Here is a 24146-nt window from a genome sequence, read left to right on the forward strand (position 1 = left end):
AGTCTCGCCGGATCAATGCCGGTGCAACCGGGTCTGGAGACGCACGATCGCCGCCGTGATCATCTGCACTTCGCGCGTGCGGTTGGTGTCCGGCGGATAGACCTCGGCACCGTCGGCGATCTTGCTCGCGATCCGCGCCAGCACACCGAACGGACGGATGAAGGATTCCACGAAGATCATCGTCAGCAGGAGCAGCATCAGCCCGAAACTCGCGAGATAGAAGATCATGCCGCGCGACAATTGCTCCGCCGGTGCCACCGCCAGATCGGCCGGAACGCGGGCGACGAGGCTCCATCCGAGCGAAGGCAGGTCGCGATAGGCGATGTCCGGCATCGCGGCACTGAAATACGACCTGCCGTCCGGCCAGCGTTCGAGAGTGACCGTCGATGCGCCTGCCCGTGCCGCCTGCAGGCTCGGCAGATCGGGCGCATCTTCCGCCCGCCCGCGCGTCTGCATGAGCACGGCGCCGGCAGAGTCGATGAGCACGAGGTCGATATCGAGCGCCCTCGCCATGTCACGCAACAGGATCGTGGCCGAGGACAGGTCGAGACGAGCAGAGATCACCCCGCGAACCTGACCGTCTGCCTTGCGCACCGGCGCTGCAAAAACCAGAGAGGACCGCGAGCGGTCCTGCCCTGACACCGTTGACACGGTTTCCCGGAGATCCTCGGCGGTCGGCTTGCTCAAACCCGTCTGGAACCAAGAGGTCGAGGAAACGTCCTCCCCGAGCACGACATCCCCGGCGGACGCCTGGATCGTCCCGTCGAGTCCCGCATAACCCGCCCAGGAAAGCCTGTCTCCCTCGCCAACCAGGGTTTGCAGTTTCCCCCTTATGGTTGCGGGATCGTCGGCGCCGACGTCCTGCGCCAGAACCTTCAGGCTCGACCATTCGTCGTAGAGGACATGCGCAAGCGCCGTCTGGACCCCTTCGGCACGGACGCCGATCTCCGTCGCCAGCGTCTCGCGTCCATAGGTCTCGAGCCGGTCGCGCATGAGCAAGAACAACATGAGGCCGACCACGATCGCACTCGCCGCCACGAAGGCGAAGGTGACCACGGTCAGGGACGGTGCCTTCCGGTGCAGTTTCCGCCTCGGCATGTACGTGTCTCCTCGCCCGCCCTCAACCACGGGAAGAATAGCGGCACCCGTCGGCGGTGCAAGAGAAGGCGATCGCCTTTCCGCATCAGGCGTTTATCCGCTGGGGACCACGGAGAGAGTGCTTTTTGCCCTTGATCCGAGACGGACCGGTTGCCATCCTGCCCGGTGAACGCAATCCGAGGAACTACGATGGCCCGAGCCCTGTTGCTGATCGATATCCAGAACGGCTTCTGCCCCGGCGGAAACCTGCCGGTCGCCGGCGGCGACGAGGTCGTTCCGGTTGCCAACGCCCTGATGGCGAGCGGCAGATACGACCTCGTGATCGCCTCGCAGGACTGGCATCCGCCGGGCCATGGCAGCTTTGCCTCCTCGCATCCCGGCAAGACGCCTTTCGAAATGGGCGAACTCTCCGGCAAGCCGCAGATGCTTTGGCCGGACCATTGCATCCAGGGAACGCGGGACGCCGCCTTCCATCCGGACCTGGACGTTGGCAGCGTCGACCATGTGCAGCGCAAGGGACAGAACCGGGCCGTCGACAGCTATTCCGCCTTCCGCGACAATGACCAGGCGGCGCGGACCGGGCTTGCGGACTATATGAAGGCGAAGGACGTCAGCGAAGTCGACATTTGCGGACTTGCGACCGACTATTGCGTGAAGTTTTCCGCGCTCGATGCCGTCGAGATGCTGCCCGGCGTGAAGGTCCGCTTCATCGAGGATGCGAGCCGCGGCATCGACCCGGAAGGCATCAAGGCGGCAATCGCCGAGATGCGGGAAAAGGGCGTAGAGATCGTCCGCAGCGCCGACATTCTCCGATAGCCGAAGGGCTGCACCCGATTTCATCAATTGCCTTTTTTTCACGCGCGCGTTAGTGAGCCTTCGCAAGTGCGAAAAGGAGGAGGCCGGATGGAAACGGTCAGCACCATCGAGGAGTTGCGCCTGCGCCTGGCACCGCTCAGAACGGCGGGGAAGAAGGTCGGTTTCGTGCCGACCATGGGCTATCTCCATGACGGGCATATGACGCTCGTTGCGAATTCCAGAACCGGAAACGACGTGACGGTGGTCTCCATCTTCGTCAATCCGCTGCAGTTCGGCGCCAACGAGGACCTCGACAAGTATCCCCGCGATCTCGTGCGCGACAGCGCGATGCTTGAAGCCGCCGGCGTCGATTTCCTCTTCGCCCCAACCGTCGCGAACATGTATCCGCGGCCGATGGAAACGGTGGTCGACGTGCCGAAGCTCGGAAGCGAACTCGAAGGCGCGGCCCGGCCCGGCCATTTCGCCGGCGTCGCGACTGTGGTCACCAAGCTCTTCAACATCGTTCAGCCGGACACGGCCTATTTCGGCGAGAAGGACTACCAGCAGGTGGCGGTCATCCGCCGCATGGTCGAGGACCTCGCCCAGCCGGTGCGGATCGTTGCGGTCCCGACCGTGCGCGAGGCGGACGGCCTCGCCTGCTCATCGCGCAACGTCTATCTCTCGGCGGAAGAGCGCCGTGCGGCCGTGATCGTGCCACGCGCCCTCGACGAAGCCGAACGCCTGGTCCGCGACGGTGTTCGCGATCCGGCCGAGCTCGAGGCGAAGCTCGACGCCTTCGTCCGCAGCGAGCCGCTCGCCACGACGGAAGTCGTCGCCGTGCGTCATCCGGAAACGCTGGCACCACTCGACACGATCTCCGGCGCCGCTCTGATCCTGCTCTACGTGCGCATTGGCAGGACAAGGCTGCTCGACAACCGCGTGATCGATATCGCATCCGAAAACGGCATGGAGGCCGCCTGACATGAGCACCCCGCCCCGCCAGAAACGGCTGACACCGAATGACATCACGGCACTCAAGGGCGAGCGTCCGGTCGTTTCTCTCACCGCCTACACGACACCGATGGCGCGCCTGTTCGACCCGCATTGCGACTTGCTGCTCGTCGGCGACAGCCTCGGCATGGTGCTCTATGGCCTCGACACCACGGTTAGCGTCACCGTCGACATGATGATTGCCCATGGACAGGCCGTCATGCGCGGCGTCAGCCGCGCCTGCGTTATCGTTGACCTGCCCTTCGGCTCCTATCAGGAATCGAAGGAACAGGCTTTCCGCACGGCCGCCCGCATCATGAAGGAAACCGGCTGCGACGGCGTCAAGCTCGAAGGCGGCGAGGAAATGGCGGAAACCGTCGCCTTCCTGGTGTCACGCGGCGTGCCGGTCTTCGGCCATGTCGGCCTGATGCCGCAGCAGGTCAACACCTCGGGCGGTTACCGTTCCAAGGGTCATACCGACAAGGAAGCCGACAAGATCCGCAGGGATGCCCGCGCCATCGACGAAGCCGGCGCCTTCGCCATGGTGATCGAGGGAACGGTCGAGCCGCTCGCCCGGGAGATCACCGGTGCGGTATCGGCCGCGACGATCGGCATCGGCGCTTCACCCGCCTGTGACGGCCAGGTGCTGGTGTCGGACGACATGCTCGGCCTGTTCAACGATTTCAGGCCGCGCTTCGTCAAGCATTTCGCCGAACTGGCCGACGTCATCTCCACGGCGGTCCAGGACTATGCGACGGAGGTCCGCGCGCGGACATTTCCGGGCCCCGAACATACCTTTCAGCTCCGTCCGAAGAAGTAGGATCGGAGGCACGACATGTCCCGGCGCCCTTCAGTCGCCGGGCGCCTTTTCGAGCTGGTAGATCGCGTCGTTGATGACATCCACCTGGTTCACGATCACCGACTGCGCGTCGTAAAGCCCGCGATTGTAGAAATGCGCGCCGATCTCCTTGGCGAAGAAGGTCAGGATCGCCTCGGCCTCGAACCGCCCGACGTCGAGGTCGAATTCGGAGAGGAAGTAGTCCCTCACCCGGGCGACGATCGCCGCCTGATCGTCGTTAGAGAAATCGAGTTTCGGCATCCGCCTGCTCCTTCAGCGAGGGTCGCTGCCGCCGGAGCGTGCCACGACAGGTAAGGCGAATCAATCGATCCATCAGGCGAATTCAATTGTCCGACGGGCGCCTCGCCTCTATCTCTTCCGCAAAAGGAAGCCTTCATGAAATCCGACCTTTTCGACGGCCTGCGCGGCAGTACGCCGATCCTGATCTCGACCATTCCCTTTGCCGCGCTTTATGGTGCCGTTGCCGTCGCCAACGGCCAGACGGTCGCGGAGGCGACGCTGATGAGCGCCATCGTCTTTGCCGGCGCGAGCCAGCTGGTCGGCATCGAGCTCTTCGGCCATGACGTGCCGATGTGGGTGATCGTGCTGTCGATCTTCGCCGTCAACTTCCGCCACATCCTCTATTCGGCGGCGATCGCCCCCTTCATCCGGCATTTCTCGCCGCTCCAGAAGGCGCTCTCCTTCTTTTTCCTCACCGATCCGCAATTCGCCGAGACGCTGACGCGCGGCGAGACCGGCCGGTCCGTCTCCTTCGCCTGGTATTTCGGTTTCGCCGCGACGATCTATGTCGGCTGGGTGGCGACGACGACCATTGGCGCCTACTTCGGCAGCATGATCGGCAACCCGGCGGCAATCGGCATCGACGTGCTGCTGCCGATCTACTTCATGGGACTGGTCCTCGGCTTCCGCCGACGGGCGAACTTCCTGCCGGTGGTCGCCGTCAGCGCCGCCGCCTCCATCGTTGCCTACCGCATGGTCGGCACGCCCTGGCACGTCAGCATCGGCGCACTCGCAGGCGTGGTGCTCGCCGCACTGCTGCCGCCGAAAGCTGCTGCGCCGCTGCCGGTACCGGCGGGCGCGGAGGCCGGCGAATGAGCGAGTTCCTCACGCCCTACATGACGCTCCTGATCGTCGCCGCGGCGGCCGCGACCTACCTCACCCGCATCGGCGGCTATCTGCTGATCGCGCGGCTGAAGACCGTGCCGCCGCGCCTCGAGGCGGCGCTGAGCGCCGTTCCGGCGGCCGTGCTGACGACGCTCGTCGCCCCCGCCTTCTTTACCGGCGGCACCGACGTCAAGGTCGCCATGGCGGTCGCCCTTGCCGTCGGCCTGCGGTTCTCCGCCATCCCGCTCCTCCTTTCCGGATGGATCGCGGTGATGGCGATGCGCTATTTCATCGGCTGAACGGCTCGGTCACCCGCTCGAGCCAGGCCCGCGTCTCGTCATCCGGAATGAGCGGCATCAGCTCCTCGCGTGTGCGGCGATGATAGGCATCGAGCCAGTCGAGCTCCTCCGCCGTCAGCAGGTCGGTGACGACGAGGTACTTGTCGATCGGCACATAGGTCAGCGTCTCGAAGCCGAGCATCGGCATGTCGCCGCCCTCGACCGGCTCGGCCTCCCGCACATAGACGAGATTTTCGATCCGGATGCCGAAGACGCCGGGGCGATAGTAGCCGGGCTCGTTGGAAAGGATCATGCCCGGCAGCAGCTCCTGGGTCGAAAGCCTCGCGATGCGCTGCGGCCCCTCATGCACCGAAAGATAGGAGCCGACGCCGTGGCCGGTCCCGTGGGCGAAATCCGCCCCCGCCTTCCAGAGCGCGATGCGTGCCAGCGGGTCGAGGTCGCAGCCGCGCGTCCCCTTCGGGAACCGTGCCGTGCTGATCGCGATCATGCCCTTGAGCGCCAGCGTGAAGAAGCGCTTCTTCTCGTCCGATACCGGCCCGACGGCGACGGTGCGGGTGATGTCGGTCGTGCCGTTGACGTACTGCGCACCGGAATCGATGAGGAAGAGTTCGCCGGAATCGATCGTCCGGTCGGTCTCGGTCGTCACCCGGTAGTGCATGATCGCCGCATGCTCGCCGGTGCCGGAAATCGTGTCGAAAGAAATGTCCTTCAGCGGGTTCTGCATCCGCTCGCCGACGCGCCGACGCGCCTCTTCGAGCGCCTGGATCGCCCCGATCTCGGTCACCGTGCCCGGTCGCTGGCGGTCGAACCAGGAGAGGAACTCGACGACGGCCACCCCGTCCTGCACGTGCGCGACGGCCGAGCCGTTGAGTTCGACGGTGTTCTTGACCGCGCGCGGGATCTTCGCCGGATCATTGCCCTCCACCACCGTGCCGCCGTGATCGCGGATCAATTCCGAGAGCGCGAACGGCGCCAGGTCGGGATCGACGAGGATGCGGGCACCCGAGGCGGCGAGCGCCTGGAGCCGCGGCGAAAGCTCCAACGGCTCGACCTGCGTGCAGAGCCCGGCGAGATAGGTCTCCGCCTCTATCCCGGTCTTGCGCTCGTCGAGGAAGAGCACGGCATGTCCGTTCGCCTCGATGATCGCGCGCGCCAGAGGATGGGGCGTATGCGGCACGTCACTGCCGCGGATGTTGAAGATCCAGGCGACCGACGAGGGATCGGTGACGAGGACGGCGGACAGGTCCTTCTCGCCGAGTTCCCGGGCGATGCGGGCGATTTTCTCCTCGGCAGGAACGCCGGAATACGACTGCGACTGGATCGAGACGGCACCGAGCGGTTCGGCCGGCCGATCGGTCCAGAGCGTATCCAGCGGGTTTTCCCGCAGCAGCACCAGCGCGCCGTCCTTCTCCGCGAGTGCCTTTTCCAGCCGCCGGACTTCCGCGCCGGTATGCAGCCATGGATCGATGCCGAGGCGGAACCCTTTCCGCACGTGGGCCCCGATCCACTTGTGCGGCGGCTCGCCGACGAGATCCCCGCCCTTGAAGACGGAAGGATCGACCTGTTCGGCAAGCTGCGTCACATAGCGGCCGTCGACGAAGACGATCGCCTCCGCCATGGTGACGAGCACCTGCCCCGCCGATCCCGTGAAGCCGGTGAGCCAGGCGAGCCGCTCGGCGGATTCGGGAACATACTCGCCCTGATACTCGTCGGCCCGCGGCACCAGGAAACCGTCGATGCCGAGCTCGGCGAACCGCGCCCGCAGCGCCTCGATGCGTGCACGGCCGAACTGTGGAGTGGACTTCACCTCGAAGGATTGAAACATGACGGACTCGCTCTGACTGATGACTGCTTTGCCTTATAGCAAGAGCCGAGCCCGGTTCATCAGGTTTTCTCGGACCGGTGCACACCGGGACAAGGCAGCGTCAGCCGGAATCGGCGGCAGACTGCCTCCTTTTTGTTCAAGGCAGCAAGGTACGAGCCAAAGCGGCGAGCAATTCATGCATAGAACGCATAACACCCATGAGGGATTACCCTCTGCCGCCCGGCGCCGGAGTCACTATATTTCAGTCATCGAACGGGCGGGATCGCCGCCCGGCACGAAAGGAACACGAAGATGGCAAGCTCTTTCCTTCGCAGGGCGTATCAGCGGATCATCGAAGCGCGCGAGCGTCAGGTCAGCCGTTATGTCAATGACGCGCTGCTGTCTCTGGACGACAAGACGCTGGAATCCATGGGCACCAGCCGCGCCGAACTCCGCCGCAAGCGGGCAACAGGCTCCGTATTCTGATCGAGCGCCGCGCAGGCCCCTCCTCCTCCCAGGTCTGCGCCGGCGCCGGAATACGCGACACGCATGGGCTTCTCCTCCTCCCAAGCCCGTGCATCGATCAGTCGATCTGATCGGAAAGGCGGCATCCCCGGATGCCGCCTTTCGTATTTCGGGACTTGTATTGAGCCATGCGCCAAAAGCAATACTGCGATGCAGCAAAGCCTCGACATCAGCCGCGCAAGTGGATCGTCACCCAGCCGTTGCGCCAGATCGTGCGGACGTGCTTCAGCCCGGCACCGTTATAGGCGGCGATCACCTTCCACCGCTGGCTTGCGAGAATCCCCGACAGGATGACCGACCCGCCGCCCGAAAGGTTGGCGACCAGCTGCGGCGCCATCTTCATCAGCGGCCGCGCGAGAATGTTGGCAATGATCAGGTTGAACGGACCGTATTTGCCGAACGCCGTCGAGTGAAAGCCGGGCGCGACCCGGAACTCGATGCCTGAGACAATGCCGTTGCGACGGGCGTTTTCCTTGGCGACACGCACCGCGATCGGATCGATGTCGGTCGCGAGCACCGGGATCGGCAGAAGGCGGCGCACAGCGATCGCCAGAACGCCGCTTCCCGTCCCGAGGTCGAGCGCGTTGCGGGGGCGTTCCGCCCGCGTGACGTCGGCAATCATTTCGAGGCAGCCCGCCGTCGTTCCGTGATGGCCCGTCCCGAAGGCCTGGCCGGCGTCGATCTCGATGGCGAGGTCGTTGACCTGGACCTTGTCGCGGTCATGCGAGCCGTGAACGAGGAAGCGTCCGGCGCGAACCGGCGTCAGTCCTTCGAGCGACTTGGCGATCCAGTCGATGTCGGGGATAACTTCGCTCTCGATTTCGAGCGACGAAAAATCTTCGGCGAGCATCTCTCGCAGGCGTTCGTGGACCTCCGCCTCCTCGTCCGCCATCAGATAGATCGAGGCTTCCCAGACGTCGTTCTTCTCGTCGATCTCGGTGGTCGCGATCGCGTAATCCTCCTCGCCGAAGAAACTGGTCATCAACTCGAGGATGTCGTTCGCCACCTTTTCGGTGACGGTTACGTAGAGACGGATTTCACTCACGACGGGCCTTCCTGGTAATGGAAACGGGCAGGACCACCGGCCCTGCCCTCTGTCGTCGTCTCCGGTACAACGCCGGGCCGCCGCTGGCAACCTGGGAGATGCGTGCAGCACCGCCGGCGGCGTCAGCCGTTCTTGAGATTTTCGAGCTTCTGCACCGCCACGTCCGGGTTTTCGCCATAGGAAATGGTGCCCTTGAACCGGCCCTCTGCGTCGAGCAGGAAGACGGACGCCGTGTGGTCCATCGTGTAGTCGCCGTTCGGGTCCTTCTCGTCGAGCGGGATCTTCTTGGCGTAGACGCGGAAGCCCTTGATGACCTCGGCCACCTTCTCCGGCGGGCCGGCGATGCCGATCACCCGCTTGGTGACGTTGGAAATGTAGTTGTTGAGCAGTTCCGGCGTATCGCGCTCCGGATCGACGGTGACGAAATAGGCCTGCAGCCGGGTGCCGTCCGGATCGACCTTCTCCAGCCATCCGTTAAGCTCGAAGAGCGTCGTCGGGCAGATTTCCGGGCAATGGGTGAAGCCGAAGAAGAGCGCCGTCGGCTTGCCGCGGAACGCCTGTTCGGTGATCGGCTTGCCGGTCTGGTCGACGAGCTGGAACGGCACGCCGAACGGCGCTTCCGCGATCTGCTCCTTCGACTGTGTGACCTGGAAGGTCAGCCATCCGAGCAGCCCGGCGAAAACGAGAACGCCTCCCCAGAGAATGATCCGCAGCGTCTTCATTTGTCCCTGTCCTGTTTCTATCGGGCCGAATGCAAGGGAGTCGCTCCGGCACACATCATGTCCCGCTGATACAACCCGGCGGAGGTCAGCGCAATTCAAGAGGCGGTTATCTTGGAAAAGCGCGCGGATTTGTCTCTCCGCTTCAGAAGCAGTTGGGAAGCCCGTTTTCCATATAGGCGAGCACGATTGCCGACCCATAGTTCAACCAACCCGCGAAAACGGCGCCCGTCACCATCGCGCCGGCGCCGAAAAGCGCGGCCCAGAGGGCAAATGCCGGAGATTTTCTCGCCTGCTGTTCCATGCGGTCTTCATACCTCCTCCGGCCGCCCGGGAGAAGTCCCAATCTTGCCCGCGCGCTTTGCGAAGAAGATGGACAAAGGCCGCTGATCTGCAATCCTGCCTTCCGGAATATCTGCCGGAAGTCTTGGGAGGGGCACATGGGAGAACAGGCAATCGGCGCCGCAACGCCGCACAAGATCCGCATCAGGTCGGTCGGCCTTGCAGATGTGAAAATGGCGCTGCGGGAGGGCTGGAAGGATTTCGCCCGGCACCCGCTTTTCGGCCTGTTCTTCGGCGGCATCTATGCTCTCGGCGGCCTTTTCATCGTCGTCATGCTCAGCTTCTACCACCAGCCCTGGATGATCATCCCGGTTGCCATCGGCTTTCCGTTGATCGGGCCTTTCGTCGCTGTCGGGCTTTACGAGGTGAGCCGCCGCGACGAATCGGGTCTGCCGATCACGTGGCACGGCATCCTGGCGGAGGTCTTCCGGCAGCGGGAGCGCCAGCTCTCCTGGATGGCCTTCGTGGTGCTCTTCGTCTTCTGGGTCTGGATCTACCAGGTGCGCCTGCTACTTGCGCTTTTCCTCGGCTTCAAGATTTCCGCCTCGCTCCCGGTCTTCCTGGAGGTGGTGACCACGACGCCGGAAGGCCTGCTCTTTCTGGCGGTCGGCACGATCGTCGGGGCCGTCATCGCGACCGCGCTCTTCAGCGTGACGGTCGTCTCGATGCCGCTGCTGCTCGACCGCGACATCGACTTCGTCACCGCGATGATCACCAGCGTGCGGACCGTCGCTGAGAACCCCGTGGCGATGCTGGGCTTCGGCGCCATTGTCGCCGCCGCGGCCGTCGTGGCGATGGTGCCGCTGTTTGCCGGCCTGCTCGTCGTGCTGCCGGTTCTCGGACACGCAACCTGGCATCTCTACCGGCGCGTCGTCGCCATCGACTGAGGAGACACGGAGCCCCCCAGGATTAGCGGATGTTTAAGGAATCTCTGCCAGTCTCGCGGGGCGAAGATGATTCCGCAAGGATCGTTTGGACATCACGTCCGCCGGGATGGCCGATCCATCTCCTCGGTACTCCGCAGTGATCATGCACCACCGACGCGAAAGCGGGGCACGGCTCCGTCGTGACGCAGCGGACGACGCAATGCCGCCGCGCCGACCGGACCCGATCCGCGCCGCCGGCAAACCGGGAAGAGTTCAGACATGACGAACGCAATCAAGCAGTCAGGCGCCTATCTGGAAATCGTATCCTTCCACCTTGGCGATCAGGAATTCTGCATCGACATCATGGCGATCCGCGAAATCCGCGGCTGGGCGCCGGTGACGCCGATGCCGCACACACCGCCTTACGTCCTCGGCCTCATCAACCTGCGCGGCGCCGTCATCCCGGTCATCGACATGGCCTGCCGTCTCGGCATGAAGATGACGGAACCCTCCGAGCGCGCCGCCATCATCGTCACCGACATCGCCGGAAAGCTCGTCGGACTCCTCGTCGAGCAGGTTTCCGACATGATGACGATCCGCGCCGAAGACCTGCAGCCGGCCCCCGAAATCATTCCGGAAGCCCAGCGCGCCTTCTGCCGCGGCATCGTCGCACTCGAAAAGTCGATGGTCTGCTTCCTGAACCTCGACACCGTCATCGCCGACGAGCTCGCGCAGGCCGCCTGACCGGCGCTCCAGACCAATGCGCGGGCTGCCTCCGCGAGGCGGCCTCCTGCGGCATTGCCACATCCGCATGAACATCCCCGGAATGGAAAAGGCCCTGGAAACGGATCGTTCCCAGGGCCTTCGTCTTTCAACGACCGCGGACGTGAGCCCTTGGCCGAGCAATATTGGCAAGACATGCGTGTGAAATGCGGTGATGGGGTAGATCGCCGATTTCACAACACATCGGTTGTATCCTGCCTCAAATCCCATCACATCTGAAGGTGGAAAATCGCGCCCTGTCGCATTTTCGATACGGCTACCCGACCTTTTTTGGTCATTCTGGAACGCCGGGCCATAGCCCGCATCCCGTTTCACCGTGGCTTGCCGTTCGTCCAGGTCACCGGCTGGTCGAACAGCGGAACGGTCGAGATCGCCATTTTGGCCGATCCCTCCACCACCTGGCGGGAATGGACGAGATAGATGAGCGTGTCGTTCGCCTTGTCGTAGATGCGGTTGACGACGAGTTTCTTCCAGATGAGCGACATGCCCTCGCGGAACACCTCCTCGCCCTCCTCGGACAGATCGATGTCGCCGATCTCGATCGGGCCGGTCTGACGGCACGCGATCGAATTGTTCGACGGATCCTCGAACCAGTTGCCCTTCGAGAGCCGGTCGATGATCGAGCGGTCGAAATAGGTGACGTGGCAGGTGACCCCCTTCACCTGCGGATCGGTGACGGCCTCGATGACGATATCATTGCCGACCCAGTCCACCCCCACCTTGCCGACCACCTCGGCGGCGGCGGGAATGCTGCCCGCGAGAATGAGTGCTGCGGCGAAAATCGGCTTGCGGAAGGGCATGGCTTCGCTCCTGTTCTGTGTTCGGACCTTATGTGGCGTCGGGCCCCGCCCGCGACAAGCGCCACTCATCCACCGAAGCGACGCAGTCTCTACCCTTGAAGAACAGGCATCTTCCGCGCCCGTTTGGCAAAGGAACAGGCCTCGTAGCCACCCCGGCGCAGTCGTCCCGGATTGACACCGGCGCGCTCGGCAAGCGCACCGATCCCGCTGACACCGGCCTCCTCGGCCATGGCAAGCGTTGCGAGCGCGCAGACGCGCGCGTCCTCAGCCGCATTGTGATGCTCGAAGGAAAGGCCGAGATGATCGGCGAGGCTGTTCAGCCGATGAGACGGCAGGTCCGGCCAGTGGCGCTGGGCGAGCTTGACGCTGCAGTAGTAGGAGAGTTCCGGATAGGCGAGGCCGTAGAAATCGAGGCTCGCCCGCAAGACGGAAAAGTCGAAGGAGGCGTTGTGTGCGATCATCGCCGCGCCGTGGAAGTCTTCGAAGAACTCCCCCATCACGTCGGGGAATTCCGGCTGATCGGCCACGTCTTCCGGACGAATACCGTGGATCGCGATGTTGAACGACGAAAAGCGCATGCCCGGCGGACGGATCAGCCGCTCCTCGACCCGCACGACGGCACCGTCCTCGATCCAGGCAAGCCCGATCGAACAGGCGCTGGCGCGTGCTTCGCTGGCGGTCTCGAAGTCGATGGCGATGGTCTTGCCGGAGAACGGATAGCTGGACATGATCAAGCCATAGGGCGGACCGGGGATTCGGGCAAGATCCGCTCCGCATGAGCGTCCGAGCTTGACCCGGCTGCCGGCAGCCTCCATTCTGAGAGCATGTTCGCGATCCGACAGACCGCAGTGATGACCTTCGTAGCAGTCACCCCTTATCAGGGTGTCTGGGTCGGGTCGCGTCGATAAGGAACGAACCATCTCAGAAGCCCTACCGAGGCGAGTAGGGTTCGAGATGCCCGCTCTCCCCGTCAACCAAGGAGAGTGCAATGTCCCTTCAAGATCCGTGTTCATGTCCCCGACCGACGAACTGGCCGGACGGACTGCAGATTCGCGCAAGGACGGCGACGGATGTGGCGGGCTTAGCGGACTTGCACAACATGCCGGGTTACCGGTCCGGAACGCTACGCCTGCCCTACCAGAGCGCCGACGACGTCAGGCGCGCAATCGAAGCGCAGGGTGCCGGCGTCACGGCCCTCGTCGCCGTAATGGACGGCCGGATCGTCGGAGACATAGGTCTGCATGGCTTTCAAGGCCGCAGGTCACACGTCGGCATGATCGGCATGGGCGTACATGACAACTACATCCGTCGGGGGATCGGACGCGCGCTCCTCAGCGAGATCGTCAGGATCGCCGACGAATGGCTGAACATCCGGCGCCTCGAACTCACGGTCTACACGGACAATCAGCCGGCTATTCGGCTTTACGAACACTTCGGCTTTCGCGTGGAAGGAACCCTGAGGGACTATGCTTACCGTGCTGGCCGCTACATGGACGCACATACCATGGCGCGTCTCCGTGCCGATCAGGCGGAGAGGAGCGTGAGGCGGTTCGCGCCTCACGACGCCCACCTTCACCTTATCCGGCCTTTTCCGCCCTTCCCCCTCGACTTTCGCGGGCAACACGGGTAGGAACGGCCCAAACACCCGCAAGAGGCGGGCGCGGCGCATCGGACCGCAGACACTCCTGATTTCGAAAGACGATTTCCATGACTGATTTTGACGGCATCGTTCCGGCGATCGCCGAGGCCTTGCGCAAGCGCGGCTACGAGACGCTCACCCCCGTGCAGCAGGCGATGCTCGACCCCGAGCTCGAGGGCCGCGACGCGCTCGTCTCCGCCCAGACCGGCTCCGGCAAGACCGTCGCCTTCGGGCTTGCACTCGCGCCGACGCTGCTTGCCGGCGAAAGCCGCTTCGGCCGTGCCGGGGCGCCGCTGGCGCTCGCCATCGCCCCGACGCGCGAGCTCGCCATGCAGGTGAAGCGCGAACTCGAATGGCTCTACGAGTTCACCGGCGCCACGATCGCCTCCTGCGTCGGCGGCATGGACATCCGCAACGAACGCCGGGCCCTCGAACGCGGCGCCCACATCGTCGTCGGCACGCCGGGCCGCCTGCGTGACCATCTCACCCGCGGCGCGCTCGACCTTTCGGCGCTGCGCGCCGTCGTCCTCGACGAGGCGGACGAGATGCTGGATCTCGGCTTCCGCGAGGATCTCGAATTCATCCTCGAAGCCTCGCCGGACGACCGCCGGACGCTGATGTTTTCGGCGACCGTGCCGCGCTCGATCGCCGATCTCGCCCGCAGCTACCAGCGCGATGCCCGCCGCATCGCCACGACCTCCGAGCAGAAGCAGCATGTCGACATCGAATATCGCGCGCTCGCCGTCGTTCCCGCCGACCGCGAGAACGCCATCATCAACGTGCTGCGCTATTACGAGGCGCGCAACACCATCGTCTTCTGCTCGACCCGCGCAGCGGTGAACCACCTGACGGCACGGCTCCATAACCGCGGCTTCTCCGTCGTCGCCCTTTCCGGTGAGTTGAGCCAGAACGAGCGCACCCACGCGCTGCAGGCGATGCGCGACGGCCGCGCCCGCGTCTGTATCGCGACCGATGTTGCCGCCCGCGGCATCGACCTGCCGGGCCTCGAACTCGTCATCCACGCCGACCTGCCGACCAATTCCGAAACGCTGCTCCATCGCTCCGGCCGCACCGGCCGCGCCGGCAACAAGGGCATCTCCGCGCTGATCGTTCCGGTCAACCAGCGCCGCAAGGCCGAGCGCCTGCTGCAGGGCGCACGGATCACGCCGGTCTGGGCGAACCCGCCTTCTGCCGACGAGGTTCTCGCCCGCGACGGCGAGCGCATTCTTGCCGACCAGGCCTTCGCCGAAGCCGTGGCCGAGGACGAACAGCCGACGATCGCCGATCTTCTGGCGACCCACGGGGCGGAGAAGGTCGCCGCCGCCTTCCTTCGCATCTATCGTGCCGGCCGTTCGGCTCCCGAAGACCTCATTCCCGTCAATCTCGAAGCGAGCAAGCAGCGCCGCGAGCCCGACTACGCCAACCCGTCGAGCGCCGCCACGAAGCCGCGCGGCGATTTCGGCCCGAGCGTCTGGTTCTCGCTCTCGGTCGGCCGGCGGCAGAATGCCGAGCCGCGCTGGCTGATCCCGATGCTCTGCCGCAACGGCAAGATCACCAAGAACGAGATCGGCGCCATCAAGATGCAGCCGGAAGAAACCTTCGTCGAGATCGCGCAAGACGGCCTCGACACCTTCCTGCAGGCGATCGGACCGGGCGGCGCACTGGAGCGCGGGATCACCGTCCGGCAGCTTCCCGGCACGCCGGATTTCTCCGCACCGCCGAAGGAGAGAGCCCCGCGGCCGCCGCGCGAACGGGAGGAATTCGCGCCACGTGGCGAAAAGCGGCCCTACGCCAAAAAGACCGAGGAGACCGGTCGCCGTCCGCGCCGTGACGACCTCTCGGCGGTGGATGCCGAGGTCTGGGCGGATGCTCCGGCACGGCCGAAACGCTTCGATGACCGCAGCGACCGTCCCGCCCAGAAGCCCTACGCCAAGAAGGCGAGACCCGAATGGTCCGACCGTGACAGGGCCTCCGATGATCGCCGGAGCGACCGGCCGAAGGGCGACGGAAAGGCCTTTGCCGGCAAGAAGGATTTTTCCGGCAAGAAGGACTTCGCAGGAAAGCCGAAGGGCAAGTTCGGCGGAGCCGGCAACGGCGGCCCGAAGAAGGGCAAGCCCGGTAAGCCGAAAGGCTGACGGCATTCCACGCTGCACGCGGCTATCGTCTTCCGACCGCGGCAGCGCTCGCCCGACCGGTGAGCCTGCACGGCCGGAAGTTGCATCTATCGCCCCTTAGGCATGACCACAGCGGTCGCCGTCAGAGCTGCGCGGTGGAAGACGACGTTAAGGGATCGCGCGCCACTCACTTGCAGACACCGTCGAACTACCCTCGGCGGGGCAGAATGGAATTTCAACACCTTAGCTGAAAGCTAAGTGTTAGAAATTCCAAGTGAAGGGCAGCCACTCTCACTCCGCCGCCGGAGCGACCTCCCGCATATCCCGCTCCAGCATCTCGCCGTGCTTCTTCTTTGCCAGAAGTTCGCGGGCCTTGGCGTATTCCGGGTCGTTCCAGAACATCAGGCACCCGTTGCAGCCGCGCCCGCAGCAGCCTTCGACGCCCTTGCGCGAGGTCTTGGAGCGCTTGTCCATCACGTCCTCGGAGATCGCCTCCTGCAGCTTCTTAACGCCGTTGCGGTAGGCGCCCTCGTAGACCGTCTGGCCGAGCTCGATCTTCTGCGCCACCTTGTCGACGCGCAGCCGCTGCCATTCTTCCTCGGTAAGCGGCGCTTCCTTGCGGATGATGGTGAAGGGCGGGAACTTGGCGATCAGGTCCTCGACCTTCTCGCGGTCGAAGGCGGAAAACGGAACGAGGATCGGCCGCTGCGGCCCGGCATTGACCGTCTCGAGCGCGACGTCCGGCGCATCGGCATGGCGGAAGTCGTAGAGCCGCAGGAAGACGGTCTCGTCCGTCGCCGTCGGCGGGATGAGTTCCAGCACGTCGCCAGCTTCAAGCTTGTTCTTCACAGAGACGACGAAGCCGTCCTCGCGAACCTCCTGGATGATGCCCGCGAACTCCCAGGTGCCGAAGGTCTTGGTGTTTTCGTAATTGTGCGCGTAGTTCTGCAGCCGCCCCTCGTGGAAGGCGATGGTGAAGCCGCGGCTGCCGACTGTTTCGAGTTCGCGCATATAGGGTTCCGGCGACCAGTTCTGCGGATCGGCATAGTAGTCGTCGATCGCGCGGCGATAGGTGCGCGCCACCGTCGCGACGTAATAAGGCGATTTGTTGCGGCCCTCGACCTTCAGGCTGTCGATGCCAAGCTTCAGGTAGTCGTCGAGCTTCGGCATCAGGCACATATCCTTGGAGTTCAGGATATAGGAGCCGCGCGAATCCTCCTCGATCGGCATCAGCTCGCCGGGGCGAGCCCCCTCCTCCAGCACGAATTCGAAGAGCCCCTCGTTGTGCTCGTTGATTTCCAGTTCCTTGATGGTGCCGTCGCGGAGACGCAGATGCACCTTGTACTGCCAGCGGCAGGAATTGGCGCAGTTGCCCTGGTTCGCCCCGCGCTCGGCCATGAAGTTGGAAAGCAGGCAGCGCCCGGAATAGGTCATGCACATGGCGCCGTGGACGAAGGTTTCGAGCCGCACGTCGGGGCACTTCTCGCGGATCTCGGTGAGCTCGGAGAACGTCACCTCGCGGGCGAGCACGACGAGTTCGGCACCCTGCTCCTTCCATGCATCGACCGTCAGCCACGAACAGACATTCGCCTGCGTCGAGACATGCAGCTTCAGCTCCGGCGCGTGCTTGCGCAGGTAATGGAAGACGCCGGGATCGGCGACGATGACGCCGTCGGGCTGCACATCCTTCAAGACCGCGACGTAGTCGGCGACCTTCGGCACGTCCTTGTTGTGGGTGAAGAGGTTCAGCGTCAGGTAGACCCGAACGCCATGCTCATGGGCGAAGCGGATCCCCTCCTTCACGTCGTCGAGCGAAAGCTGCGACTTGGTCCGGAGCGACATGTCGGGCGTGCCCATGTAGACGGCGTCCGCTCCGTAGAGCACGGCCACCTTCAACCGCTCGAGCGAGCCGGCGGGCATCAGGAGTTCGGAACGTCTGGCAATTGCTGTCATCGGATGGATCAACCTTCTCGGGCGCGCCCCAGGCGCGCAATCTGGCAGGCCTATACACCAGAAGCGGCCACGGGGCCAGCAAGACGCGACCCGTTCGCAGAAAACCCGCGTCCGTTACGCCCCGATCAGCGCCAGCCACTCGTCCTCGTCCATCACCGCGACGCCGAGCTCGCGTGCCTTATCGAGCTTCGAGCCGGCGCCCGGACCCGCGACGACGTAGTCGGTCTTCTTCGACACCGAACCGGCCACCTTGGCGCCGAGGCTTTCCGCCCTCGCCTTCGCCTCGTCGCGGGTGAACTTTTCGAGCGAGCCGGTGAAGACGACAGTCTTGCCGGCGACCGGGCTTCCGGTTGCGACCGGCAGTTCGGCGGCAAGCGGCGTCACCTCGTCGAGCAGACGCGAGACGACCTCAATATTGCGCGGCTCCTTGAAGAATTCGACGATCGAGGTCGCGACCACCTCGCCGATGCCTTCGACGGCATTGAGCTCGTTCCAGGCGTCGCCGTGCATCGGTGCCGCGTCTTGCATCGCCCGCTGGAACGCTTCGTAGGTGCCGTAGGAGCGCGCGAGCAGCTTGGCCGTCGTCTCGCCGACATGGCGGATGCCGAGCGCGAAGATCAGCCGGTGGAGCGCGATCTCGCGCCGGCTGTTGATCGCCTCGAAGAGCTTGGTGACGCTCGTGCGCCCCCAGCCGTCGCGGTTCTCCAGCTTGTTCAGCGCCGACTGCTGCCGCCGCTCCAGCGTGAAGATGTCCGGCGCGGTCTTGATCTCCAGCGACGGATCGCCGCAATCGAAGAAGAAATCGACCTGCTTGGTGCCGAGCCCCTCGATGTCGAAGGCGTTGCGGGAAACGAAGTGCTTCAGATGCTCCTTTGCCTGCGCGCTGCAGACGAAGCCGCCGGTGCAGCGGCGGACGGAATCCATCCGGCCGGTCTTCTCGTTGACCTCGCGCACGGCATGGCTACCGCAGACAGGGCAGGTTTGCGGAAACTCGTAAGGCACCGCGTCGTCCGGCCGCTGGTCGAGCACCACGTCAACGATCTGCGGGATGACGTCGCCCGCCCGCTGTACGATCACCGTGTCGCCGATGCGGATGTCGCGGCCTTCGCGGATCGGTTCGCCGGAATTGCCGATTCCCTTGATGTAATCCTCGTTGTGAAGCGTGGCATTGGTGACGACCACGCCGCCGACGGTGATCGGCTCCAGCCGCGCGACCGGTGTCAGCGCACCGGTGCGCCCGACCTGGATGTCGATGCCGAGAAGCCGCGTCAGCGCCTGCTCGGCCGGAAATTTGTGCGCGGTCGCCCAGCGCGGCGAGCGCGAGCGGAAACCGAGCCGCTCCTGCAGGTCTAGGCGGTCGACCTTGTAGACGACGCCGTCGATGTCGTAGTCGAGGTCGGCGCGCATGAGGCCGATTTCCCGGTAGTGCGCGAGGACCTCCTCGATCGAATGCAGGCGCTTCATCAGCGGGTTGACCGGAAAACCCCATTCGCGGAACGTCTCGACGATCCCCATCTGGGTCTCCGCCGGCATGTTGGTCATCTCACCCCAGGCATAGGCGAAAAACTTCAGCTTGCGGCTTGCCGTCACCTTGGGGTCGAGTTGCCGCAGTGAACCGGACGCGGTGTTGCGCGGATTGACGTAGGTCTGCTTGCCTTCGGCCTCCATCTGCGCGTTGAGCGCGAAGAAGTCGCTCTTCGCCATGTAGACCTCGCCGCGAACCTCGACGACGTCCGGCGCACCGGCCGGCAACTCGCGCGGGATCTCGCGGATGGTCAGGATGTTCGCCGTGACGTTCTCGCCCGTCGTGCCGTCGCCACGGGTCGCCGCCGTCACCAGACGGCGGTTCTCGTAGCGGATCGACATCGAGAGGCCGTCGATCTTCGGCTCGGCGGTAAAGGCGATCGAATTGTCCGGCAGACGGCCGAGGAATCGGTAGACCGAGGCTACGAAGTCGGCGACGTCCTCGTCGGTGAACACGTTGTCGAGCGACAGCATCGGCCGGGCATGGACGACCTGCGCGAAGGCGCCGGCGGGCGCCGCCCCGACACGCCGCGACGGGCTGTCTTCGCGGACGAGCGCGGGGAACCGCGCCTCGATCGCGTCGTTGCGCAGCTTCAGGGCATCGTAGTCGGCGTCGGAAATCTCCGGCTGGTCCTTGCCGTGATAGAGCGCGTCGTGGTGGGCGATCTCCTTTGCGAGCCGCGCGAGCTCGGCGGCCGCCTGCTCCTCGGTCAGATCCTCGACTGCAATCGTGTCATTCGCCATCGCCGCTCTCCAGAATGGGACCTGCCGGTATTAGCCGAATTCTCGCGAATGAAAAGACGTCTCCGCTCAGTCGACGACCGCTTTCGAAATGTCGATCCGGGCGGTGATCGGCAGGTGGTCGGACGCCTCGCGGGCAAGCGGCGAGTCGTGCACGCTGATGTCGGCGACCAAGCCGGACCGGTTGGCCATGATCCGGTCGAGGGCAAGCACCGGCAGACGCGCCGGATAGCTCGGCACCGGCGGCGGGAGCGGTCCGAACGCCCGCTCGAACCGTATGAGCGAGGAGCCCTCGCCGAGCCGCCACTCGTTGAAATCGCCCATCAGCACCGTCGGCTTTTCCTCCCGCTCCGTCATGATGTCGACGATCACGTCGGCCTGCTGGCGCCGCGCCCAGCGCAGCAGTCCGAGATGGGCGGCGATGACGCGAAGCCCGAGCCCGCGACGAAGGTCGATCTCGGCCACGACGGCGCCGCGCGGCTCGAGCCCCGGCAACGCGACCTGGTGGACGTCCTTGACCGCCCCTTCCTTGAAGAGCAGCACGTTGCCACGCCAGCCGTGGGACTTCGGCTTGTGCAGGACCGGGATGTGGGTGAGCCCCATCTCCAGCCTGAGCCGCGGCAGATCGAGGAGCCCGGACCTTTCACCGAAACGCTCGTCCGCCTCCTGCAGCGCGATCACGTCCGGATCCATCTCGCGGATCACTTCCATCACCCGTTCGGGATCGAACCTTCCATCGGTGCCGACGCATTTGTGGACATTGTAGGAGGCGACGACCATGCTCTCCTCGGAGCGCTGATGCGGCGTATGCGCCGCCGGCCGGTCGTGCCGGTTCCGGATCGAGGTGATCATCGTCCGCGCGATGTTCCCGGTCTTTCTTCTCATGCCTGAACCGTTCTTTCCCAAGACAAACATCGACCTTCCTCAAAGATAGGGCGAACCGAGCCAGAGAACACGGTCGAAAAGCCTGAGAATGAAAGGTCGGTGGCGAAGCGCCTCGAGCGTGATCTCCTCCGCGCTCTCCCGCGCGGCGGCGATCCTCGCGTCGATGCGTTCGGCGAAATGCGGATCATAGACTTCGAGGTCGACCTCGAAATTGAGCCGCAGCGAACGGGAATCGAGGTTTGACGACCCGATGAAGCTCCATTGCCCGTCGATGGTCATCAGCTTGGAATGGTCGAACGGACCCTTTGCACTCCAGATGCGGCAACCGTCCTTCAGGATCTGGTCGAACTGAGCCATCATCGCGTGGCTGACGATGGCGAGATTGTTCTGCGAGGGAACGATGATGTCGACGGCCACCCCGCGCCTTGCCGCGGTCGCCAGCGCCCCGAGCAGGATGTTGTCGGGAAGGAAGTACGGCGAGACGATTCGGATCGAGCGCTCGGCGACCGAAAACGCGCCCATCAGCACCTTGTGATTGCATTCGAGATTCGTGTCGGGGCCGGAGGCGATCACCCGGACGAAGGACGGCGCTCCCGGAGCTGCCTCGCCCACCGAGAGCGTCCAGGCATCGCTCTTCAGTTCTTCCCCCGTCTCGAAGGCCCAGTCCTCCGCCGCCACGGCGAGCAGGTCGGCGACCACCGGTCCGGTCAGCCGGAAATGCGTGTCGCGGGCGCCGTCCTTGCCCATGAACCCCTCGCGGATGTTCATGCCGCCGGCGAAGGCGACGGCGCCGTCGACCACCATGATCTTCCGGTGCGTGCGAAGATTGGCGTAAGGCAGGCGGAGCCCGAGGATGACCTTGCCGTTGAAGGCGGCGGCCGCAACACCGGCGTCCTTCAGGTAGCTCAGGATGCTCGGCGTGCTGTAGCGGGCGCCGACCGCATCGACAAGAACCCGAACCTCGACGCCGCGCCTGTGCGCCGCGATCAGGCAGTCGGCCATCCTGAGCCCCGCCGTGTCGCGATCGAAGATGTAGGTTTCGACGAGGATCGAGCGCCGCGCGCCCTCGATCGCCGCAGCCATGGCATCATAGGTCTCGTCGCCGGAGCAAAGGATCGAAAGACTGTTCCCGGATGACAGCGAATTGCCGGTCACCCGGTCGCCGAGAACCTTCAATGCGGCCATTGGCCGGCCGAACTGCCGTTCGACCTCACCGGCCGGCAGGTGGAACTGCGACAGGACACGCCGGAGGGCCTCGTGACGGTGGGGCCGCCGCTGGAGGATGGATTTCCGGCGCATGCGGTTGACGCCCACGAGGGCATAGACGAGCGCGCCGACGATCGGGGACAGGATGATGATGCCGACCCAGCCGATCGCAGAACGCACCTCGCGCTTCGTCATCGCTGCGTGAACGGCCGCGATCGTGCCCATCCCGATCGACAGGACGGCAAGGACCTCCGGCCAGTAGCTTTGCAGCGTTTCGAACATCGAAGCGGAGGGAAACAGGTTTGTAGCTGGAATGCAATCGCCGTCCGCGGGCGAAAGCGTTCCCGCGTCAGTTTTCGCCGGCGAGAAGCCGTGCCGCCGCCGCCCGCGCCTCGTCGGTCACCGAGGCACCGGCAAGCATGCGCGCGATCTCTTCACGGCGATGTTCGGGTTCCATCGTCGCGACCCTGGTCGCAATCTTGTCGCCGGCGTCGCCGACCGGCCCCTTGGAGATCAGCAGATGAGTCGCGGCGCGTGCGGCGACCTGCGGCGCGTGGGTGACGGACAGCACCTGCACCTTGTCGGAGAGCCGCTTCAGCCGCTGGCCGATGGCATCCGCCACAGCACCGCCGACGCCGGTGTCGATCTCGTCGAAAACGAGGGTGGGCGCCGAGCCGCGGTCGGCGAGCGCAACCTTGAGCGCCAGCAGGAAGCGCGAGAGCTCGCCGCCCGAGGCGACCTTCATGATCGGCCCCGGCCGCGTGCCGGGATTGGTCTGGACGTGGAATTCGACGGTATCGATGCCCTCGGCGGTCGCGGCCTCCGGATCGGACATCACCTCGACCATGAAACGGGCGCGCTCGAGCTTGAGGGCCGGCAGTTCCGCCATCACGGCCTCCGAGAGGGCCGTCGCCGCATTCGCGCGCTTGGAGGAAAGCGCCGCCGCGCGGTGGTCGTAGGCGGCCTTCGCCTCGGCGACCGCGGCCTCCATCTGCCCGAGCCGCTCCTCGCCCGCATCGAGATCAGCGAGCTCGGCGACCATCCGCTCGGCGAGCGCCGGAAGCTCGGTGACCGGCACGGAATATTTGCGTCCTGCCGCCCTGAGCGCAAACAGGCGCTCCTCCACCCGCTCCAGTTCGCGCGGGTCGAATTCCGTCCGGCGCAACGCCGCCTCGACCTCCATCTGGGCGTTGGAGAGGGTGTCAAGCGCCGCGTCGAGAAGCTGCACAGTGTCTTCGAGAAGGCCGGGCGCCTCGTGGCTCTTGCGCTCGAGCCGTCGCATCAGCGAGGCGATCATCGGAACGGGGGAGCTGTTGCCGTTGAGGAACTCGGATGCCTCGGCGATATCGCCGGCGATGCGCTCCGCCTTCTGCATCTGCGAACGGCGGTCCGCGAGTTCGTCCTCCTCGCCGTCGCGCGGCGAAAGAATCTCCAGTTCCTCGACCGAGGCTCTCAGATATTCCGCTTCGCGCGCCGCCGCCTCGACCCGTGCACGGTGGGCCTTCAGCTGCCGATCGGCATCCTTCCAGCGACGGTAGGTCTCCGAGAGTTCTGCCACCTCCTCCGTCAGCCCTGCGAAGGCATCGAGAAGGGTGCGGTGGGCATCGGTGTCGACGAGTGCCCGGTCGTCGTGTTGTCCGTGGATTTCGACGAGCAGCTGGCCTGCCTGGCGCATCAGCTGCACGCTCACCGGCTGGTCGTTGATAAAGGCGCGGGTGCGGCCGTCGGCCGATTGCACCCGCCGGAAGATAAGGTCGCCGTCCTCGTCGACGCTGTTTTCCCGCAGCAGCACGCGGACCGGATGGGCGTGAACCACGTCGAAGACGGCCGTCACCTGGCCCTTGTCCTCGCCGTGACGGACGAGAGAGCCGTCACCACGGCCGCCGAGCGCCAGCGACAGGCTGTCGAGCAGGATCGACTTGCCGGCGCCCGTCTCGCCGGTCAGCACCGAGAGCCCCGCCTCGAAGGACAGGTCGAGCCGCTCGATCAGAACGATATCGCGGATCGATAGCTGGACCAGCATGGGCTTTCAGATCTCGCCTGTTTGAGACTGAC

At 64.9% G+C, this 24146-nt stretch carries 23 protein-coding genes; 10 read left to right on the top strand and 13 right to left on the bottom strand.

The window, feature by feature from the left end; all coding sequences use genetic code 11:
• Window positions 1-12: 12 nt before the first annotated feature.
• A complete protein-coding gene (locus ACM6UT_RS09060; protein WP_416797015.1) occupies window positions 13-1098 on the bottom strand; it encodes a cache domain-containing protein in 1086 nt (361 codons plus the stop codon).
• Between the two features lie 189 nt (window positions 1099-1287).
• On the opposite strand from ACM6UT_RS09060, the gene pncA reads away from it, so the two are divergent.
• The 3 genes from pncA (at window position 1288) to panB (ending at window position 3703) form a co-directional block, all read left to right on the top strand.
• Window positions 1288-1914 (top strand): bifunctional nicotinamidase/pyrazinamidase, encoded by a 627-nt coding sequence (gene pncA, locus ACM6UT_RS09065; RefSeq protein ID WP_416797016.1) that lies wholly within the window; start codon window positions 1288-1290, stop codon window positions 1912-1914.
• A gap of 87 nt (window positions 1915-2001) precedes the next feature.
• Complete coding sequence (gene panC / locus ACM6UT_RS09070) at window positions 2002-2874, top strand: pantoate--beta-alanine ligase (RefSeq protein ID WP_416797017.1); 873 nt, start codon at window positions 2002-2004, stop codon at window positions 2872-2874.
• A gap of 1 nt (window position 2875) precedes the next feature.
• Window positions 2876-3703, top strand: a complete 828-nt coding sequence (gene panB, locus ACM6UT_RS09075; RefSeq protein ID WP_416797018.1) for a 3-methyl-2-oxobutanoate hydroxymethyltransferase — start codon at window positions 2876-2878, stop codon at window positions 3701-3703.
• Between the two features lie 30 nt (window positions 3704-3733).
• Here panB and ACM6UT_RS09080 read toward each other — a convergent pair whose 3' ends face one another.
• On the bottom strand, window positions 3734-3982 hold the full coding sequence (locus ACM6UT_RS09080) for a DUF2164 domain-containing protein (protein WP_416797019.1): 249 nt from the start codon (window positions 3980-3982) through the stop codon (window positions 3734-3736).
• 135 nt (window positions 3983-4117) lie between these two features.
• Between ACM6UT_RS09080 and ACM6UT_RS09085 the strand changes: the two genes are divergently transcribed.
• Both ACM6UT_RS09085 and ACM6UT_RS09090 read left to right on the top strand, forming a co-directional pair.
• A complete protein-coding gene (locus tag ACM6UT_RS09085) occupies window positions 4118-4837 on the top strand; it encodes an AzlC family ABC transporter permease (RefSeq protein ID WP_416797020.1) in 720 nt (239 codons plus the stop codon).
• Window positions 4834-5145, top strand: coding sequence for an AzlD family protein (locus ACM6UT_RS09090; protein ID WP_416797021.1), 312 nt, complete (start codon window positions 4834-4836; stop codon window positions 5143-5145). The genes ACM6UT_RS09085 and ACM6UT_RS09090 overlap by 4 nt, the downstream gene beginning before the upstream one ends.
• On the opposite strand, the gene ACM6UT_RS09095 is transcribed toward ACM6UT_RS09090, so the two are convergent.
• Window positions 5135-6970 (bottom strand): aminopeptidase P family protein, encoded by a 1836-nt coding sequence (locus tag ACM6UT_RS09095; RefSeq protein ID WP_416797022.1) that lies wholly within the window; start codon window positions 6968-6970, stop codon window positions 5135-5137. The two genes, ACM6UT_RS09090 and ACM6UT_RS09095, sit on opposite strands and share 11 nt — an antisense overlap.
• Window positions 6971-7261: 291 nt before the next feature.
• Between ACM6UT_RS09095 and ACM6UT_RS09100 the strand changes: the two genes are divergently transcribed.
• Window positions 7262-7435 carry a hypothetical protein gene (locus ACM6UT_RS09100; protein WP_416797023.1) on the top strand — a complete coding sequence of 58 codons (174 nt, stop codon included), beginning with the start codon at window positions 7262-7264 and terminating at the stop codon, window positions 7433-7435.
• 208 nt (window positions 7436-7643) lie between these two features.
• Here ACM6UT_RS09100 and ACM6UT_RS09105 read toward each other — a convergent pair whose 3' ends face one another.
• The 3 genes from ACM6UT_RS09105 to ACM6UT_RS09115 form a co-directional block, all read right to left on the bottom strand.
• A complete protein-coding gene (locus tag ACM6UT_RS09105; protein ID WP_416797024.1) occupies window positions 7644-8519 on the bottom strand; it encodes a 50S ribosomal protein L11 methyltransferase in 876 nt (291 codons plus the stop codon).
• A gap of 122 nt (window positions 8520-8641) precedes the next feature.
• On the bottom strand, window positions 8642-9241 hold the full coding sequence (locus ACM6UT_RS09110) for an SCO family protein (RefSeq protein ID WP_416797025.1): 600 nt from the start codon (window positions 9239-9241) through the stop codon (window positions 8642-8644).
• Between the two features lie 142 nt (window positions 9242-9383).
• Complete coding sequence (locus ACM6UT_RS09115) at window positions 9384-9542, bottom strand: hypothetical protein (protein WP_416797026.1); 159 nt, start codon at window positions 9540-9542, stop codon at window positions 9384-9386.
• 136 nt (window positions 9543-9678) lie between these two features.
• Between ACM6UT_RS09115 and ACM6UT_RS09120 the strand changes: the two genes are divergently transcribed.
• Window positions 9679-10467 carry a DUF2189 domain-containing protein gene (locus tag ACM6UT_RS09120; protein ID WP_416797027.1) on the top strand — a complete coding sequence of 263 codons (789 nt, stop codon included), beginning with the start codon at window positions 9679-9681 and terminating at the stop codon, window positions 10465-10467.
• A 258-nt stretch (window positions 10468-10725) separates the two neighbouring features.
• Window positions 10726-11190: a chemotaxis protein CheW gene (locus ACM6UT_RS09125; protein WP_112688099.1), complete on the top strand. Its 465-nt coding sequence runs from the start codon at window positions 10726-10728 to the stop codon at window positions 11188-11190.
• A 350-nt stretch (window positions 11191-11540) separates the two neighbouring features.
• Here ACM6UT_RS09125 and ACM6UT_RS09130 read toward each other — a convergent pair whose 3' ends face one another.
• Window positions 11541-12029 (bottom strand): CreA family protein, encoded by a 489-nt coding sequence (locus tag ACM6UT_RS09130; RefSeq protein ID WP_416797028.1) that lies wholly within the window; start codon window positions 12027-12029, stop codon window positions 11541-11543.
• A gap of 89 nt (window positions 12030-12118) precedes the next feature.
• A complete protein-coding gene (locus tag ACM6UT_RS09135) occupies window positions 12119-12757 on the bottom strand; it encodes a 3'-5' exonuclease (protein WP_416797029.1) in 639 nt (212 codons plus the stop codon).
• Window positions 12758-13017: 260 nt separating this feature from the next.
• Between ACM6UT_RS09135 and ACM6UT_RS09140 the strand changes: the two genes are divergently transcribed.
• Together ACM6UT_RS09140 and ACM6UT_RS09145 are read left to right on the top strand one after the other, a co-directional pair.
• On the top strand, window positions 13018-13659 hold the full coding sequence (locus ACM6UT_RS09140; RefSeq protein ID WP_416797030.1) for a GNAT family N-acetyltransferase: 642 nt from the start codon (window positions 13018-13020) through the stop codon (window positions 13657-13659).
• A gap of 77 nt (window positions 13660-13736) precedes the next feature.
• On the top strand, window positions 13737-15803 hold the full coding sequence (locus tag ACM6UT_RS09145; RefSeq protein ID WP_416797031.1) for a DEAD/DEAH box helicase: 2067 nt from the start codon (window positions 13737-13739) through the stop codon (window positions 15801-15803).
• A 270-nt stretch (window positions 15804-16073) separates the two neighbouring features.
• On the opposite strand, the gene ACM6UT_RS09150 is transcribed toward ACM6UT_RS09145, so the two are convergent.
• The 5 genes from ACM6UT_RS09150 to recN form a co-directional block, all read right to left on the bottom strand.
• The gene (locus ACM6UT_RS09150; RefSeq protein ID WP_416797032.1) at window positions 16074-17735 is read right to left on the bottom strand and encodes a U32 family peptidase; all 1662 of its coding nucleotides are present in this window, start codon (window positions 17733-17735) and stop codon (window positions 16074-16076) included.
• Between the two features lie 114 nt (window positions 17736-17849).
• A complete protein-coding gene (ligA, locus tag ACM6UT_RS09155; protein ID WP_416797033.1) occupies window positions 17850-20003 on the bottom strand; it encodes an NAD-dependent DNA ligase LigA in 2154 nt (717 codons plus the stop codon).
• Window positions 20004-20069: 66 nt separating this feature from the next.
• Window positions 20070-20885, bottom strand: coding sequence for an endonuclease/exonuclease/phosphatase family protein (locus ACM6UT_RS09160; protein WP_416797034.1), 816 nt, complete (start codon window positions 20883-20885; stop codon window positions 20070-20072).
• 39 nt (window positions 20886-20924) lie between these two features.
• Window positions 20925-22373 carry a cardiolipin synthase gene (gene cls / locus ACM6UT_RS09165; protein ID WP_416797035.1) on the bottom strand — a complete coding sequence of 483 codons (1449 nt, stop codon included), beginning with the start codon at window positions 22371-22373 and terminating at the stop codon, window positions 20925-20927.
• 67 nt (window positions 22374-22440) lie between these two features.
• Entirely contained in the window at window positions 22441-24114 is a 1674-nt protein-coding gene (gene recN, locus ACM6UT_RS09170) for a DNA repair protein RecN (protein ID WP_416797036.1), read from the bottom strand.
• Window positions 24115-24146: the final 32 nt, after the last annotated feature.

Origin of the sequence: Ciceribacter azotifigens (assembly GCF_048159625.1) — a bacterium.
GTDB lineage: Bacteria > Pseudomonadota > Alphaproteobacteria > Rhizobiales > Rhizobiaceae > Allorhizobium > Allorhizobium azotifigens.